Below are 16,011 nucleotides of genomic sequence, written 5' to 3' on the forward strand. Positions count from 1 at the left end.
GGATCGGCGACGAAGCGCTCCGCCGTCAGGCCCGGCCGGTTCAGGTAGCCCCGCGCCAGACCCGAGCCACCCAGATAAAGCTCGCCCACCACCCCGGCCGGAAGCAGGTTCAGCGAGGCGTCGAGCACCAGCGCCCGGCGGTCCCCGATGGGGCGGCCGATGGGGGCAGTTCCGGCCTGCCCTTCTCCGCCCACCTGCCAGACCAGAGGGGTGATGACCGCCTCGGTCGGCCCATAGGCGTTGAAAACACCGCCGACCCAATCGGCGAGACGGCCGGCCAGCGACAGATCCCAGGCCTCGCCACCCAGGATGCAGGCGCGCAGGCGATGGCCGGGCATGGCGACCGCAAGGGCATCGGCATGGTGGGCGAGATAGGCCGGCGGCAGGTCGGCGACGGTGACGCCATCGCGCAGGATCAGCGCCGCCAGCCGCTCCGGCGTGGAATCGGCCATGGCGCCCAGGACGACGCCGGCTCCCGCCAGCAGAGGCATCAGGATCTGTTCGCTCGCCGCATCGAAGCCGAAGGACGCGAAATGCAACAGCCGGTCCCCGGCGGTCATCCCATACGCCTCGGCCGCCGCAAGACAGTGGCAGGTGAGCGCCCCGTGGGAAACCATGACGCCCTTGGGCGTCCCGGTCGAACCGGAGGTGTAGATCAGGTAGGCCAGCCCCTCGCCCGCCGGCGCCGGAAGAGCATCCGCGATCTCCGGCCCATCCTCAGCCAGCCCCTCGGCGTCCACCGTCAAGCGGGCGACACCGGCCGGCATTGCCCCTTGCAAGCTGTCCTGCACCAGCATCAAAGCCATGCCGCTGTCGGTGATCATCCCGGCCAGGCGGTCGCGGGGGAGCCGGGGATCGAGCGGCACATAGCCCCCGCCAGCCTTCAGGACGGCCAGCAGCCCGACCACCATGGCGGGTGACGGCTCGACCGCCAGCCCAACCCGGGCATCCGGCCCGACACCCAGCGCGCGAAGCCGACGGGCCAGCCGGTCCGACCGCACCTTCAGGGTCCCGAACGTCACTGGCCGCCCATCGGCGACGAGACCCACGGCGTCGGGGGCCTCCGTCGCACGGGCATCGAACAGCGTCGCAGGCGACAGTGCGGAAGCGGACGCCATAGGTACGGCCAGCGCGGCGTCCGCGCCGTCGTCAGCCGTAAGCCGGATGGACGCGACCGGAACGCTCCCATCGGCGGCGAAGGCCGCGAGGATGCGCCGGTAATCCTCCGCCATGGCGGCCATCCGCTCCACGGCGAACCGGTCAGCAGGGTAGCGCAGATCGCAGCGGATGCGCCCGCCGTCATCCTCCTCGGCCTCCAGCGACAGGTCGAACAGAGCGGCCCGGGAACCGCCGGTCTGCAGCCTGATCGTGAGCCCGGCGATCCGATCCAGCGCTGACAGCCGGCGATGCTGGTGGTTGAACATCACCTGGAACAGCGGATTGCGGTCGAGCCGGCGTTCCGGCTTCAGCGCGTCGACCAGATGCTCGAAGGGCAGATCCTGGCTGGCCTGAGCGTCGACCGACCGGTCGCGGACCTGCGCCAGGACCTCACGCAGCCTGAGCCCGCCATGCAGGTCGGCACGGATGACCTGACTGTTCACGAACAGGCCGATCAGACGCTCGGTCTCGGCGCGGTGACGTCCGGCGACCGGCACGCCCACCCGCAGCTCTCCCTGCCCGGTATGGCGGTGCAACAGAAGCAGGAAGGCCGCCAGCAGAAGATTGGCGACGGTCGCCCCCTCCTTGCCGGCCATGCCGCGCAGTTGAGCGATCAGGGCATCGTCAAGAAGGATCGGGATGCCGGCCTCGCTGTGGTCACGCCCGTCGTTTCCGGCACCCTGATCATCCCAGGGCAGACTCAGGTCCGGCTGCTCCGCGCCGAGCAGGGCACACCAATGCTCGAGCTGCCGAGCCCCTTCGCCGCTGCGCAGGAGACGGTCCTGCCACAGCGCATGGTCGGCGTACTGGATCGGCAGCGGGGCCAAGCCGGCGTCCCGCCCCTGGCATCGGGCCGCATAGAGGGCGGCGAACTCCTCCACCAGCAGGTTCACCGACCAGCCATCGGCGGCAATGTGGTGGAGCGTCAGGAAAAGCGCATGCTCCTCTTCGGCCAGCCGCACCAGCCGCAGACGGACCGGTGGCGCCGCTTCCAGATCGAAAGGGGTTGCGGCCTCCGCCTCGGCCAGGGCTTCCAGCCGGCCGTCCCGCTCCGCCGGCACCAGGGCCGACAGGTCGGTCCAACCGATGGTCTCAAGCCAGATCTCCGGCGGAGCAGCGGGATGGAGTCGCTGCTCCGCCTCGCCATCGCGGGCCGGATAGCTGGTGCGCAGCACCTCATGCCGGTCCACGATGTCGGCGAATGCGCCGGCAAGCGCCTCCCGGTCGAGACGACCGGTCAGGCGTAGGCCGATCGGGATGTGATAGGCCCGGCTGCCCCGGTCAAGCTGCCAGAGCACCCACAGCCGCCGCTGGGCATGGGACAGCGGCAGCCGCTCCGGCCGGCGGCCGGGGAGGATCGGCAGCCGGGCGAAGGAAATCCCGGTTTCGGCGAGACGGCGGAGGAATTCCTCCTGTCGGTCGGCAGGCAGGGCATCGAGACGCCGGGCGATCTGCTTCAGCGCATCTGCCGGCCGTCCAGCAGGTTCCCGCTTGGCGGTCGTGGTCATTGCGCGGCCTCCGGCGACATGGCTTCAAGATCGGTTTCGAGGTCGGCCAGGAGGGCGTCCATCCGCCCGATGTCGTCGCCGCCGCCGTCCGCCTGTTCACGGTCGATCCGTGCGGCAAGCTCTGCAAGGGTGGGCGCCTCGAACAGGGCGCGCAGGGGAAGCTCCAGGGCGAAGCGGTCGCGGATCTGCGCCGCCATCCGCGTCGCCAGCAACGAATGACCGCCGAGCACGAAGAAATTGTCGGCGGCGCCGACGCGCCCGACGCCCAGGACAGCGCTCCAGATCTCCGCCAGCACCCGTTCGGTCGCCGATGCCGGCGCTATATGTTCCGTACCGGCATCGGGTGCGGGCTCGGGCAGTGCCTTGCGGTCGAGCTTGCCGTTGGGCGTCAGCGGCAGCCGCTCCAGAACGACGATGTGCGCCGGAACCATGTAGTCCGGCAGGCCACCGGCGAGATGCTCCCGCAGCAGCCGCGGCAGCTCGGCAGTCCTATCCGCGCCGGCCCCATTTGCATCGGCCGCCACATAGCCGACCAGCCGCTTGCCGCCGGCGCCCTCCCTGGCGACCACCACCGCGTCGCGCACCGCCGGATGCCCGCGCAAGACCGCCTCGATCTCGCCAAGCTCGATCCGCAACCCGCGGATCTTCACCTGATGGTCGATCCGCCCGACATACTCGATCACCCCGTCGCCACGCCGCCGCGCCAGATCGCCCGTCCGGTACATCCGGCCGCCGTCGCTGGCGAACGGATCGGCGACGAAGCGCTCCGCCGTCAGACCCGCCCGCCGGTGGTAGCCCCGCGCCAGACCCGCACCGGCGATGTAAAGCTCGCCCACCGCCCCGGCCGGAAGCGGGTTCAGGCTCTCGTCCAGCACATGGAGCCGCAGATTGTCGATCGCCACCCCGATCGGCACCCCGCCGCCGGCACCGGCCTCGCCAGCCCGACAGGTCCAGTGGCTGACGTCGATGGCCGCCTCGGTCGGGCCGTAGAGGTTGTACAGGCCGACACCGGGCAGACGGGAGAACAGCCGGTCCTGCAGCGCCACCGGCAGGGCCTCGCCGCTGCACACCACCCGACGCAGGCTGGTGCAGCGCTCCACACCCGGCTCCTCCAGGAAGGCCTGCAGCATCGAGGGCACGAAATGCAGCGTGTCGATGGACCGCTCACGGATCAGTGCCACCAGCCGTGCCGCATCGCGATGTTCGCCGGGCGCCGCCACCACCAGATGCGCCCCCACCATCAGCGGCCAGAAGAACTCCCAGACCGAGACGTCGAAGCCGAAGGGCGTCTTCTGCAGCACCCGGTCGCCCGGAGCCAGCCGGTAGGCCTTCTGCATCCAGGCCAGCCGGTTCAGCAGGGCGCCATGGCTGTTGCCCGCCCCCTTGGGCGTCCCGGTCGAGCCGGAGGTATAGATCAGGTAGGCAAGGTTCTCCGCCCGCAGGCCCGACGCCGGCGGGTTGTCCGGCAGGCCGCCGGTATCCTCGGCGTCGAGCAGCAGCAGGCGGACCGCCTCCGGCAGCGCGTCGCCGTTCAGCCTGTCGGCAAGGTGGCTCTGGGTGAGAAGCAGGGCGATGCCACCGTCCGTGGCCATGGCCTTGAGACGGGCCGGCGGCAGTTCCGGGTCGAGCGGCAGATAGGCGCCACCGGCCTTCATCACCGCCAGCAGGCCGACGACCAGTTCCAGCGAGCGTTCGGCGGCGACACCGACCGTCACCTCGGGTCCGACGCCAAGCCCCCGAAGCCGGTGCGCCAGACGGTTCGCCTGCGCCTCCAGCTCGGCATAGCTCAGCGTCCGGCCGCCAAAGCTCAAAGCAGGACGCGCACCATGCAGAGCCGCCTGCTCAGTAATCACGTCAGGAACCAGAGGACCGGCGGGCGCACGGAGGGTGGGCTCCACCGCCGGCCAGTCGGCGGCGTCGAGGATCGGCAGATAGCCCAGCGTCACCGCGGGTGCCTCGGCCACCCCGCGGAGAATCCGCTCCAGATGGCTGCCGAAGCGCTGGACCGTCGCCGCGTCGAACAGGTCGGTGGCGTAGATCAGGGTGGCGCACAGCGAACCGTCGGCCTGTTCCTCGCTGTGCAGCGACAGGTCGAACTGGGCGGCATGGTGCTGGCGCGGATGCTCCGCGATTTCGAGGCCAGGCAGGCGGCGCAGCGCGTCGGAGCGGGGGCGGCTGTGGCTGGCCATCACCTGGAACAGCGGGTTGCGGTCGAGGCTGCGCGCCGGCTGCAGGGCCTCCACCAGGGCGTCGAAGGGCAGGTCCTGATTGGCCTGGGCGGCCAGAACCTCGTCGCGCACACCGGCCAGGAAGCGGTCGAAGGGAATCCGCCCGTCGGGTTCGATACGAAGCACCTGGGTGTTGGCGAAGAAGCCGATCAGATTCTCCAACTCCACCCGGCCGCGGTTGGCGGTCGGCACACCGATGCGCAGGTCGGTCTGGCCGCTGTGCCGGTGCAGCAGGGCGGCGAAAGCGGCGAGCAGGACCATGAACAGGCTCGCCCCCTGTTCACGCCCGACGGCGGACAGTCCGGCGACCAGCGGTGCCTCCAGCCGGAATTCCACCGCAGCGCCACGATGGCTCTGCATCGGCGGGCGGGGCCTGTCGGCCGGCAGGTCGAGCGCCGGCTGTTCCCCGCCCAGCCGTCCCCGCCAATGGTCGAGCTGCCGGCGGGCATCGTCCCCCTCCATCCAGCGCTCCTGCCACGCGGCATAGTCGGCATAGTGAAGCGGCAGAGGCGGCAGCGCCGCCGGCTGGCCGGCCGATAGCGACGCATAGGTCCGGGCGACCTCATCCACCAGAATGTTCATCGACCAGCCATCGGAGACGATGTGGTGCATCGCCAGGGACAGCGCATGCTCATCCCCGCCCGGCAGGCGGAACAGGCGCAACCGCAGCAGCGGCCCCCGTTCCAGATCGAAGGGGCGGGCGGCCTCGGCTCGTAGCCGGTCCTCCAGCAGGGCAACGTCTTCCAGCGCCTCGACCGTCCAGTCGAAACCGGGCTCTGCATCGATGACCTGACGGGGTTCGCCGCCGCGATCGACGAAACGCGTCCGCAGGCTTTCATGCCGTGCCGACACCAGGGCGAAAGCCCGCCGCAGGCTCTCTGTGTCGAGCCGGCCGCGCAGGCGCAGCGCCGTGGAGATGGTGTAGGCGGTGCTGGCGGAATCAAGGCGCCACAGGAACCACAGCCGGCGCTGCGTGGAGGACAGTGCAAGACTGTCGCCGCGCGGCACCGTGGGAATCGCCGCCTCTGCGGTGGCATCCGGCACGCCGGCGGTGCCGACGGCCGGGGCAGCCTCCGGAACCCGGGTCGGCGCAGGGGCGCCTGCCTGAGAGCGGGCATCCAGCAGGGCGGCGAGCACACGGATGCTCTGCGCCTCGAACAGTTGTTTCGGAGTGAATTTCAGCCCTTGCTTGCGAGCACGGGCGATCAGCTGGAGGCTGAGGATGGAATCGCCACCCATGGCGAAAAAGCTGGCGCCGACATCCACCGTCTCACGCTTCAGAACCTCCGCCCATATGGCCGCAAGGCGCCGCTCCGTCTCCGTCATCGCGGTTCGGGGGGCTTCCTCGGCGATGATGGGAGCCGGCAGCGCCTTGCGGTCCGGTTTGCCGTTGGCGGTCAGCGGCAGGCGGTCGAGCATCACCCAATGGGCCGGCACCATGTGGTCCGGCAGCAGGGCGGCAGCGGCTTCGCGCAGGGTGGCCGCATCCGGCAATCCGGCGGACGGCACGCAATAGGCGATCAGCTGCCCGGCAGCCGGAGCATAGGCGGCCGTGCCATGGAGGGCCGTGCCGGCGACCACCAGCACGTCGGCCAGCCCGGGCAGGCCCTTCAGGACGCGGGAGACCTCCCCCAGCTCGACGCGATGGCCACGGATCTTGACCTGATCGTCCAGGCGGCCGACGAACTCCAGCAGCCCGTCCCGGCGCAGGCGCACGCGGTCGCCGGTCCGGTAGAGCCGGTCGCCCGGCCGGTGCGGCTGCGGATCGGGAACGAAGCGGGCCGCGGTCAGCCCCGGCTGGCCGAGATAGCCGTCGGCAAGACTGTCGCCGCCGACATAAAGCTCACCCACGGCACCGGCAGGCACCGGCTCCAGATCGGCGTCGAGCACGCAGGCGCGGACATTCGCCAGCGGCCGGCCCAGCGGAACCAAAGGGGGAATGGCAGCCGGAACCTCGTGAGTGAGAACGCCGACCGTCGTCTCGGTCGGACCGTAATGGTTGAGCACGCGCAGGCCCGGCCGCAACCCCCGCACCCGTTCCACCAGCCCACCGTCGCAGGCCTCGCCCCCCAGAACCAGCAGGTCGCGCGGCAGCACGTCGGCGGCGCGGCCGGCATGAAGCAGGCCGCGCAGATGGCTTGGCACGATCTTCAGGACCCTGGCACCGCATTCGGCCATCCAGGCGGCGAAGCGGTCGGGGTCGCGGGCGGTGGCATCGTCGGCCAGATGCAGGGCGCCGCCATGGCACAGCGCCCCGAACAGCACCGTGTGGCCCAGGTCGGCGGCGACCGTCGAGACCATGGCCATCGCGCTGCCCTTCGGAACGGCCAGCCGCTCCAGCACGCCGCGCAGATAGCTGCCAAGCGCGCCATGGCTGACCAGGACGCCTTTCGGCTCGCCAGTCGAACCTGAGGTATAGATGACATAGGCCGGCAGCGCCCCGGCCGGATTGAGGCCGTCGAACCGGTCGGAGCGGGCGGCGATCTCCGGACTGTCGAGGTCGAGACAGGGCAGGCCCGTGGCACCGGCGGCGGCCAACGTCGGCTCCGCCGCAACGACGCAGCGCGCGCCACTCGACAGGGCGAGGCGGCGGAGCCGCTCCGCCGGCTGGGAGGGGTCGAGCGGCACATAGGTGGCACCGGCCTTCATGACGCCCAGCAGTGCCGCGACGAGGCCGCAGGAGCGTTCGAAGCACAGCAGCACCCGGTCACCCGGCCGGACGCCGGTTTCGCGCAGTTCGTTCGCCAGCCGGCTGGCAAGGGCGTCCAACGCGCGGACCGCGAGCGTCCGCCCGCTGTCGCACACGGCGACGGCCTCCGGCTCGGCCGCGACGCGGGCCTGCCACAGATCCAGCACGCCGGGTGCCGGATCACACCAGTCGCCGGCCTCGGCGGGTGATGCGAAGCCTTGCGGACTGAGACGCCACAGCGGGGCGTCGGGCTGGCTCAGAACGGCGTCCAGCAGGCTGCTGTAATCGGCAACCAGCCCCTCGACGCTGGGGGCATCGAACAGGTCGCGGGCATAGGTCATCGATCCGTGCAGCTCGTCCCGGGCATCGGCGATGTCCAGCGCCAGATCGAAATGGGCTCCCAGGAACTCGGTCGGCTCGGGGGCGAAACGCAACCCCTCCGGTGCCGGCAGGGTCGAGGTGTCGAAGCCGTAGTTGAACTTCACCTGGAACAGCGGGTTGTGACTCAGGCTGCGCTCGGGCTGCAGCGCCTCGACCAGCTGCTCGAAGGGAAGATCCTGGTGGGCCTGCGCCTCCAGCGCGGTTTCCCGCAGCCGGGCCAGCAGGGTGCCGAAGCTCTCCCGGCTGTCCAGCCGGCTGCGCAGGACCAGCGTGTTGACGAAGAAGCCGACCACCCCCTCGGTCTCGACCCGGTTGCGGTTGGCGAAGGGCACGCCGACCCGCAGGTCGGTCTCGCCGCTGTGCTTCATCAGCAGCAGCTTGAAGGCGGCCAGCAGAAGCACGAAAGGCGTGACGCCGCGGGCCTGGGCCAGCCCCTTCAGCGCACGGCTGCGCTGTGCGCCGAGCCGGAAGCTCACCGTGCCGCCATGGGCGCCCAGCACTGCGGGGCGGGGCCGGTCGAGCGGCAGCGACAGGACGGGATGGTCGGTGCCGAGCCGGTCGCGCCAATAGGCGAGTTGGCGATCGCGCTCCCCGGCTTCCAGCCAGTCCCGCTGCCACTGGGCGTAATCGGCATACTGGATCGGCAGAGCCGGCAGGTCCGGTTGCCGCCCGGCCCTCAGGGCATCATAGCTGCGGGCGAACTCCGCCAGAAACCGCTCCACCGACCAGCCGTCGGCGACGATATGGTGCAGGGTGACCAGCAGCAGATGATCGTCATCCGCCAGCCGGATCAGGGTCAGGCGCAGCAGCGGCCCCGTGCCGAGGTCGAAGGGGGCCAGCGCCTCTTCGCGCGCAAGATCCCGTGCGCGGGCTCCGCGTTCGGCAGGGGCGAGATCCGAAAGATCGATGCGGACGGGCACCGGCGCCAGATGCGGGTGGATGACCTGCACCGGCTGGCCGTCGCGCTCGGCGAAGCAGGTGCGCAGGGCCTCGTGCCGCTCGGTCAGATGGATGAAGGCCGCTTCCAGCAGGGCGGGATCGAGCGGACCCGTCACCCGGATGGCACCGGGAACGTTGTAGGCCGCACCGCCCGGATCCATTCGCCATAGGAACCACAGCCGCTGCTGGGCAAAGGAGAGCGGCAGCGGCTCGGACCGGTCGGCGCGTGGAATCGGGAAGCGGGTGTGGACGTCGATGCCCTTGGCGGCAAGCATGGCGGCCAGCGCCCGGCGCTGGCTGCGCGAAAGGCCGTCGAGCGAGAGGACCGGCGAGGTCGGCAGGGCGGAGGTGGACGGGCTGCTGGTCATCGGGCGGTCCCCGTATTGGCGCTGTCTGGTGTGGCGCCGCCGGTGCGGGCGGCATCCGCGATCGCGTTCAGTTCGTCCTCCGACAGGCCGTCGATGGCCTTCAGAGCGGCAATGAGCTCATCCTCGATGTCCGCCCCGCCAGCGGGTCCGCCAACGGATGCGGCGGCCGGTCCGGCGGTGGCGAGGCGCTCCTCGACCCGGCGGGCGAGACTGCGCAGTCCGGTCGCCTCGAACAGGGTGCGAATGTCGAGCGTCACCCCCAGCTCGGCGGCAATGCGCGAGGCCACTTGGGTTGCCAGCAGCGAGTGGCCACCAAGCTCGAAGAAGTCGTCGTCCAGCCCGACACGGGTGACGCCGAGCACCTCGGCCCATATGGCGGCAAGCGACATTTCCACCGGCGTTTCCGGCGGCACGTGGGCTGCCGCCGTCACCTGCATCGGCTGGTCATGATCGGCAAGCCGGTCGCGGTCGAGCTTGCCGTTGACGGTCAGCGGCAGGCGGTCGACGCGCAGCAGTTGGGACGGGACCATGTGCCCCGGCAGGCTGGCGCGCAGGACGGACAGCAGGCGCGGCGCGAAGGTCCGCCGCTGCCGGGCGAGCAGAGGGTCGCTGCATTGGGCGCGCCAGTCGCCGGCAGGCACCGGTTCCGGCACCGGCGGAGAGCGCTCCAGTTGCGCCGGATCGACGATCTCCACGTCGAAGCGGCCTTCCGCATCGCCGACGCCGTCGGGGCCGACGCTCCAGCCGATGCGGGCGCGGTAACCATGCGCTTCGGCCAGTGCACGGTAGGCGTCGGGATCGGCACCGGCGGGTTCCAGGCATCCGATCCGTTCCCGCAATCCGGCCGCGGCAGGCGATCCGGCGCCGGACATCGCCGTCCAGGCGGCGAGGTCGCGGGCCAGCCGCCGGTTGACGATCCGGGCGATGCGCAGGCCGGCAGGCCGTTCCTCCGCCAGCAGGCGGTCGAGACGGGCCAGATCCTCCCCGGCCTCGCGCCAGCCACCGGCCGGGCGCAGGTCGTCCCCGCCGATGTGAAGGACGGCATCGAAGCGGTAGCGGGTCAGCTCATTGTCGGCCCGGCCACAGCGCAGGTCGGTGTCGATGCGCCCGATCCCCGGAATGCGCCGGCGGAGCGCAGGGAAGAAGCCGGGGGCGAACAGCAGCTCGCCATCCTCGGCGATGGCTCTGCCGACGCGGGCACGCAGCTGGGCCGGGGTGGCCTGGGCCTCAGCCCGCCACAGCGTGACCGAGGCATGGAACAGCGACTGGAGATGCAGCGGGCGCAGGTCGCCCAGGAAGATGCGCCCACCCGGCCGCAGAACCCGCGCCGCGCCCTCCAGCACGCACAGCAGATAATCGCCGTCCGGGAAATACTGGACGACGGAGTTGATGACGACGGTGTCGTAACCGCCCTCCTCCACCCCGCTGAAGTCGGTCGCCTCGCGCCGCATCAGCCGGATATGGGCCAGCTCCGGCCGCCCGGCCGCCCAGGAGCCGAGATCGGCGATGGCCTGCGCCGAAAAGTCGGTTCCATGATAAACGGCGCAATGAGGGGCCACCGCCTGGGTCAGCAGGCCGACGCCGCAGCCGATCTCCAGCAGCCGCTCCGGCTTCAGCGCCAGGATGCGCGCGACGGTGGCATCCAGCCACTCCCGCATCTGCGCCTCGGGGATCGGGCGGTCGTCGTAGCTGTCGTTCCAGCCGGTGAAGCTCGGCCCCGTCGCCGCTCCGGCGCGGGAATAGGTGCCGTCGAACACCGTGTTCCACTGTCCGACCAGATCGCCGCTCTGCTCCTCCGGCCGGTCACGCAGGGCGGCCTCGTCGGCGACGGCATAGGCGACGAGCCGTCGGTCCCCCGCCCCATCGCCGCGCAGCAGGACAGCGGCGTCGGCGACGGCGGGCTGGCGGCGGATCGCCGCCTCGATCTCGCCCGGCTCGATGCGGAAGCCGCGCAACTTGATCTGCTGGTCGGCGCGGCCGAGATACTCGACCCGGCCATCGGACCGACAGCGCGCGAGGTCGCCGCTGCGGTAGAGACGACCGCCCGGATCGCCGAAGTTCCCGCCGAACGGATCGGCAACGAAACGCTCCGCGGTCAGACCGGGACGGTTCAGATAGGCCCGCGCCAGCCCGGGACCGCCGATATGGATCTCGCCAACCGCGCCGGGCGGCACCGGCTGCAGATGACGGTCGAGGAAATACCAGCGCAGATCGCCGAGCGGCATGCCGACCGGGGCGCCGGTCTCGGTCTGGGCATCCGCTTCCCCCGGTTCGGGCAGGTCGGCGACGGTCAGAAGGCGATGGGTGACATGGACGGTGGTCTCGGTGATGCCGTACATGTTCACCAGCCGCGGGCGGGCGTCGCCGAAATAGCCGAACCAGCCGCGCAGGCTTTCCATCTCCAGCGCCTCGCCGCCGAACACAACCAACCGCAGCGACAGCGCGTCGCGTGGTGCGGCGAGCGCCACCGGCATCAGCTGCCGGAAGGCGGAGGGCGTCTGGTTCAGCACCGTCACCCGCTCGTCCCGCAGCAGGGCGAAGCAGTCGGCCGGCGACCGGCTGGTGTAGTAGGGCACGACCACCAGCCGCCCGCCATGCAGCAGGGCACCGAAGATCTCCCAGACGGAGAAGTCGAAGGCGTAGGAGTGGAACAGCGCCCAGACGTCGCCCCCGTCGAAGCGCAGATCGGGCGGACAGGATTCGAACAGCCGCAGCACGTTGGCATGGGTGATCGCCACGCCCTTGGGCTGGCCGGTCGACCCCGAGGTGTAGATGCAGTAGGCGAGCGATCCCGCCCGGCTCAGGTCCGGCGGCGGACCGTCGGGAGCGTCCGGCTCCTCGCCGACCGAGAGCGCCCGCACATTGTCGGCCAACGGCAGCCTGCCGCGCAGATGCGCTTGGGTGACGACCAGTTCGATGCCGCTGTCGGCCTGCATGTAGAGCAGCCGGTCGGCGGGATAGGAAGGATCCAGCGGCAGATAGCCGCCGCCGGCCTTCAGGATGCCGAGCATGCCGACGATCAGGTCACAGGAGCGGTCGGCGGCCAGCCCGACCAGCCGGTCGGGCCCGGCGCCGAGCGCGCGCAACCGCCACGCCAGCCGGTCGCTGCGGCGGTCCAGCTCGCCATAGCTCAGGGTCAGGCCGTCGCAGGTCACGGCGGGTGCGTCGGGGGCCCGGCGCGCCTGTTCCGCGATGCGGGCATGGAGACCCGGGGCGCTGGCGGGCACCGGCACAGGCAGGGGAGCGGAGTTGCGGGCGGGATCGTTCCAGCCGGCGACCAGCGCCGCCGTCTCCGCCGCGTCCATCAGCGGCAGGCGGGCGACCGGCTGCGCCGGGTCGGCGACGATGCCGCGCAGCAGGGTCAGCCAGTGCCGCGCCATCCGCTCGACGCTCTCCGGCTCGAACAGCTCGCTGCTGTAGGTGAAGAAGGCGCCGAGACGGCCGGTCCCGTCCGGCCCGACCCGCTCGGTGGTGTGCAGGATCAGGTCGAATTGGGTGGCGTATTGCAGATGCTCGATGGCCTCGACCCGCAGGCCGGGAAGGCGGTCGAGACCGTCCAGCCGCTGCCATTGGTGATCGTAGGCGGCCTGGAACAGCGGATGGTGGGCAAGGTCACGCTGCGGCTGCAGTTCCTCGACCAGGCGGTCGAAGGGCAGATCCTGGTTCGCCTGGGCGTCGAGCGCCGCGTCGTTGAGCCGGCCCAGCAGCGCGGCGAAGGCCGGATCGTCCGACAGGTCGGCGCGCAGCACCGCCATGTTCACGAAGAAGCCGATCAGCCTCTCGCTGTCCATGCTGCGCCGGTTGGCCAGCGTGCAGCCGATGCGGATGTCGTCCTGGCCGGAATAGCGGTGCAGCAGCGCCGCATAGCTGGCGAGCAACAGGGTCGGCAGCGTCACTCCCATCCGCCGGGCGAGCGCACGCAGACCGGTTGCGAGCCCGTCGTCGATGGCGCACTGCACCGCCCCGCCGCGCTGGCTGCCGCCGGCGGAGCGCGGACGGTCGGTGGGCAGGTCCAGCACCGGATGACGGTCGCCCAGCCTGGCGGTCCAGTGCGCAAGCTGGCGCGCCTCCTCGCCCGACTCCAGCAGCTCGCGCTGCCAGCGGGCGACGTCGGCATACTGCACGGTCAGGGCCGGCAGATCGGGCGCCCTGCCCTCGCAATGGGCGGCATAGGCTTCGCCGAACTCGTCGAGCAGGACGCTCATCGACCAGCCGTCGGCGATGGCGTGATGCAGGCTGACCTGCAGATGATGGTCGTCGGCGGCGCAGGCGATGATCTGCACCCGCATCAGCGGCCCCTCCGCCAGATCGAAGGGGGCGTGGACCTCCTTCTCCAGCACACGCCGCACCGCCGCCTCGCAGTCCACCTCCCCTGACAGGTCGGCGAGGCGGACTGCGACTCCCGGAATCCCGGCGGGGCGCACCACCTGCACCGGCCGTCCACCCTCCTCGCGGAAGACGGTGCGCAGGCTCTCGTGCCGCCCGACCAGCAGGTCCACCGCGGCCTGGACGGCCTCGCGGTTCAGGGCTCCGCGCAATCGCACCCGCCCGGAGATGGTATAGCCGCAATCCTGCGGGTTGAGCTTCCAGGTGAACCACATGCGGGCCTGGGCCGCCGACGGCTCGGCGACGCGCTTCATCGCCCCGGTCTGCGGGGCGGCCGCCCGGATCGCCCCACGGATCGTCGCAGGGGCGCCGTCGGACAGCCGGGCGGCGAACTCGGCCAGGGTCGGGTGGCGGAACAGGTCGGCGATGTCGGCCGCCAGCCCGCAGCGCTCGCGCAGCCGGGCGACGACCTGCACGACCGACACCGAATTGCCGCCCAGCGCGAAGAAATGAGCGCCGCCATCGGCGATGGCGACGTTCAGAACCTCCGCCCACACCGCGGCGACCACGCTCTCGCGGTCCGTCAGACCGCGGACGGCGGTATCGGCGACAGGAACGGGTGCCCCCCGGCGCTGGACATGGAAGGCCGGCAGGTCCCCCGTATCCAGCAGGGACCGGCAGGCGGAGCGCTGCAGCTTGCCGCTGGAGGTCTTGGGCAGGGCACCTGGCTCCAGCAGGGCGACCAGCGCCGGCGCCTCCTGGCAGGCGTCGGCCACTGCGGCGGCGATGGCACCGCACAGCGCCTCCGGCGTCACCAGCTTCAGCACCGTCCGGCCGATCTCGGCGGCGATGCCGATGCCCTCGCGGCCGTCCTGCTCGACGGCGAAGGCGGCGACCCGTCCCTTGCGGACGACCTCGACCTCCTCCTCGACGCTGCGCTCCAGATCCTGCGGATAGATGTTCTGGCCGCGCACGATCAGCATGTCCTTGAGCCGGCCGGTGACGAACAGCTCGCCGCCCTTCAGGAATCCCAGATCGCCGGTGCGCAGCCAGACTGCGCCGTCGCGCTCGACGAAGCTGCGGGCCGTCGCCTCCGCATTGCGCCAATAGCCGTCGGCGATGCTGGGCCCGCCGGCCCAGATCTCGCCGACCATCCCCTCGCCCACCTCCGCGCCGCTGGCGGGATCGACCAGCCGCACGGGATGGTCGGGCTGCGGATGGCCGCAGCCGGCCAGCATCATCGCCGCGCCGTTGTCCCCCGGCGGCAGCGCCCGGTTGGCGGCCAGCGCCGGCCCGTCGAACGGCGTCAGCGTGATGCCCTGCCCGCGCCGGCCGCCGGTGACGAACAGCGTGGCCTCCGCCAACCCGTAACAGGCGAAGAAGGACCGGCTGTCGAAGCCCGCCGGGGCAAAGCGCTCGGCGAAGCGGGCAAGCGTGTCGGGCCGGATCGGTTCGGACCCGGAGAAGGCCAGCCGCCAGGACCGCAGATCCAGCCCTTCCAGCCCGCCATCGGCGATGCGCTCGCAGCACAGGCGGAAGGCGAAGTCCGGCCCGCCGCTGATGGTGCCGCCATAACGGCCGATCGCCTCCAGCCAGCGCCGCGGCCGCTCCAGGAAATAGCGCGGCGACATCAGCACGCAGGGAACACCGCTGTGGATCGGCTGCAGCAGCCCGCCGATCAGACCCATGTCGTGGAACAGCGGCAGCCAGCTGACGATGCAGTCGTCGGTGCCGATGCCGAAGCCATGGCGGATCAGCCCTTCGTTGGCGACCAGATTGCCGTGGCTGACCCGTACACCCTTGGGCGCCGACGTGGAGCCGGAGGTGTATTGCAGGAAGGCGATGTCCTCGCCCGACAGCGGCGGCATCGACCAGTCGCCGGCAAGCCCAGCGTCCGTCGCGTCCACCGCCAGCAGTTCCGGCATCCGCTCGCCGGCCATGGCCCGGCCGGCCTCACGCAGAGTCTCGATCAGGGTGCTGTCCGTCAGAATGACCTGCGGCTGCGCATCGGCGAGAATGCCCTGGATCCGGGCCAGATGCTGCGGCCGGACCGACTCCGGCGGATAGGCCGGCACGGCGATGACGCCGGCATAGAGGCAGCCGAAGAAAGCGGCGACATAATCCGGACCACTCGGCAGAAGCAGGACGGCGCGGTCGCCGAGCCCGGCCCGCCCGCGCAGACGGACGGCGATGGCGCGGGCCCGCCGGTCCAGCTCCGCGTAGCTCAGCGGATCGTCCGTCCCCTCGGCGATGAAACGCAGGGCGATGCCGCCGGGCGTCTCCGCGGCCCGTCCGAGCAGCGTGCCGACCAGCGTCTTGCCCAGCGTCCCGCCCGGCGTTTCGGAGGGGATGCGCGCAGGCCGGGCCGTCGAAAGGGAGGCGGCGTCGGAACGGTTGTCCATGGGAGTCACCTG

General features: G+C 71.3%; 3 protein-coding genes. All 3 read right to left on the reverse strand.

Translation table 11 applies throughout. The annotated features are described in order from the left end of the window. Nucleotides 1–2,666, reverse strand: a 2,666-nt coding sequence (locus J2848_RS29495) for a condensation domain-containing protein (protein ID WP_253568788.1), incomplete at its 3' end; no start/stop codon positions are given. Next, the gene (locus tag J2848_RS29500; RefSeq protein WP_149234177.1) at nt 2,663–9,271 is read right to left on the reverse strand and encodes a non-ribosomal peptide synthetase; all 6,609 of its coding nucleotides are present in this window, start codon (nt 9,269–9,271) and stop codon (nt 2,663–2,665) included. The genes J2848_RS29500 and J2848_RS29495, both read right to left, overlap by 4 nt. Beyond that, on the reverse strand, nt 9,268–15,999 hold the full coding sequence (locus J2848_RS29505; RefSeq protein ID WP_149234176.1) for a non-ribosomal peptide synthetase: 6,732 nt from the start codon (nt 15,997–15,999) through the stop codon (nt 9,268–9,270). The genes J2848_RS29500 and J2848_RS29505 overlap by 4 nt, the downstream gene beginning before the upstream one ends. Between the last annotated feature and the right edge of the window lie 12 nt (nt 16,000–16,011).

The sequence above is a fragment of the Azospirillum lipoferum genome, assembly GCF_024170005.1.
Lineage (GTDB): Bacteria > Pseudomonadota > Alphaproteobacteria > Azospirillales > Azospirillaceae > Azospirillum > Azospirillum lipoferum.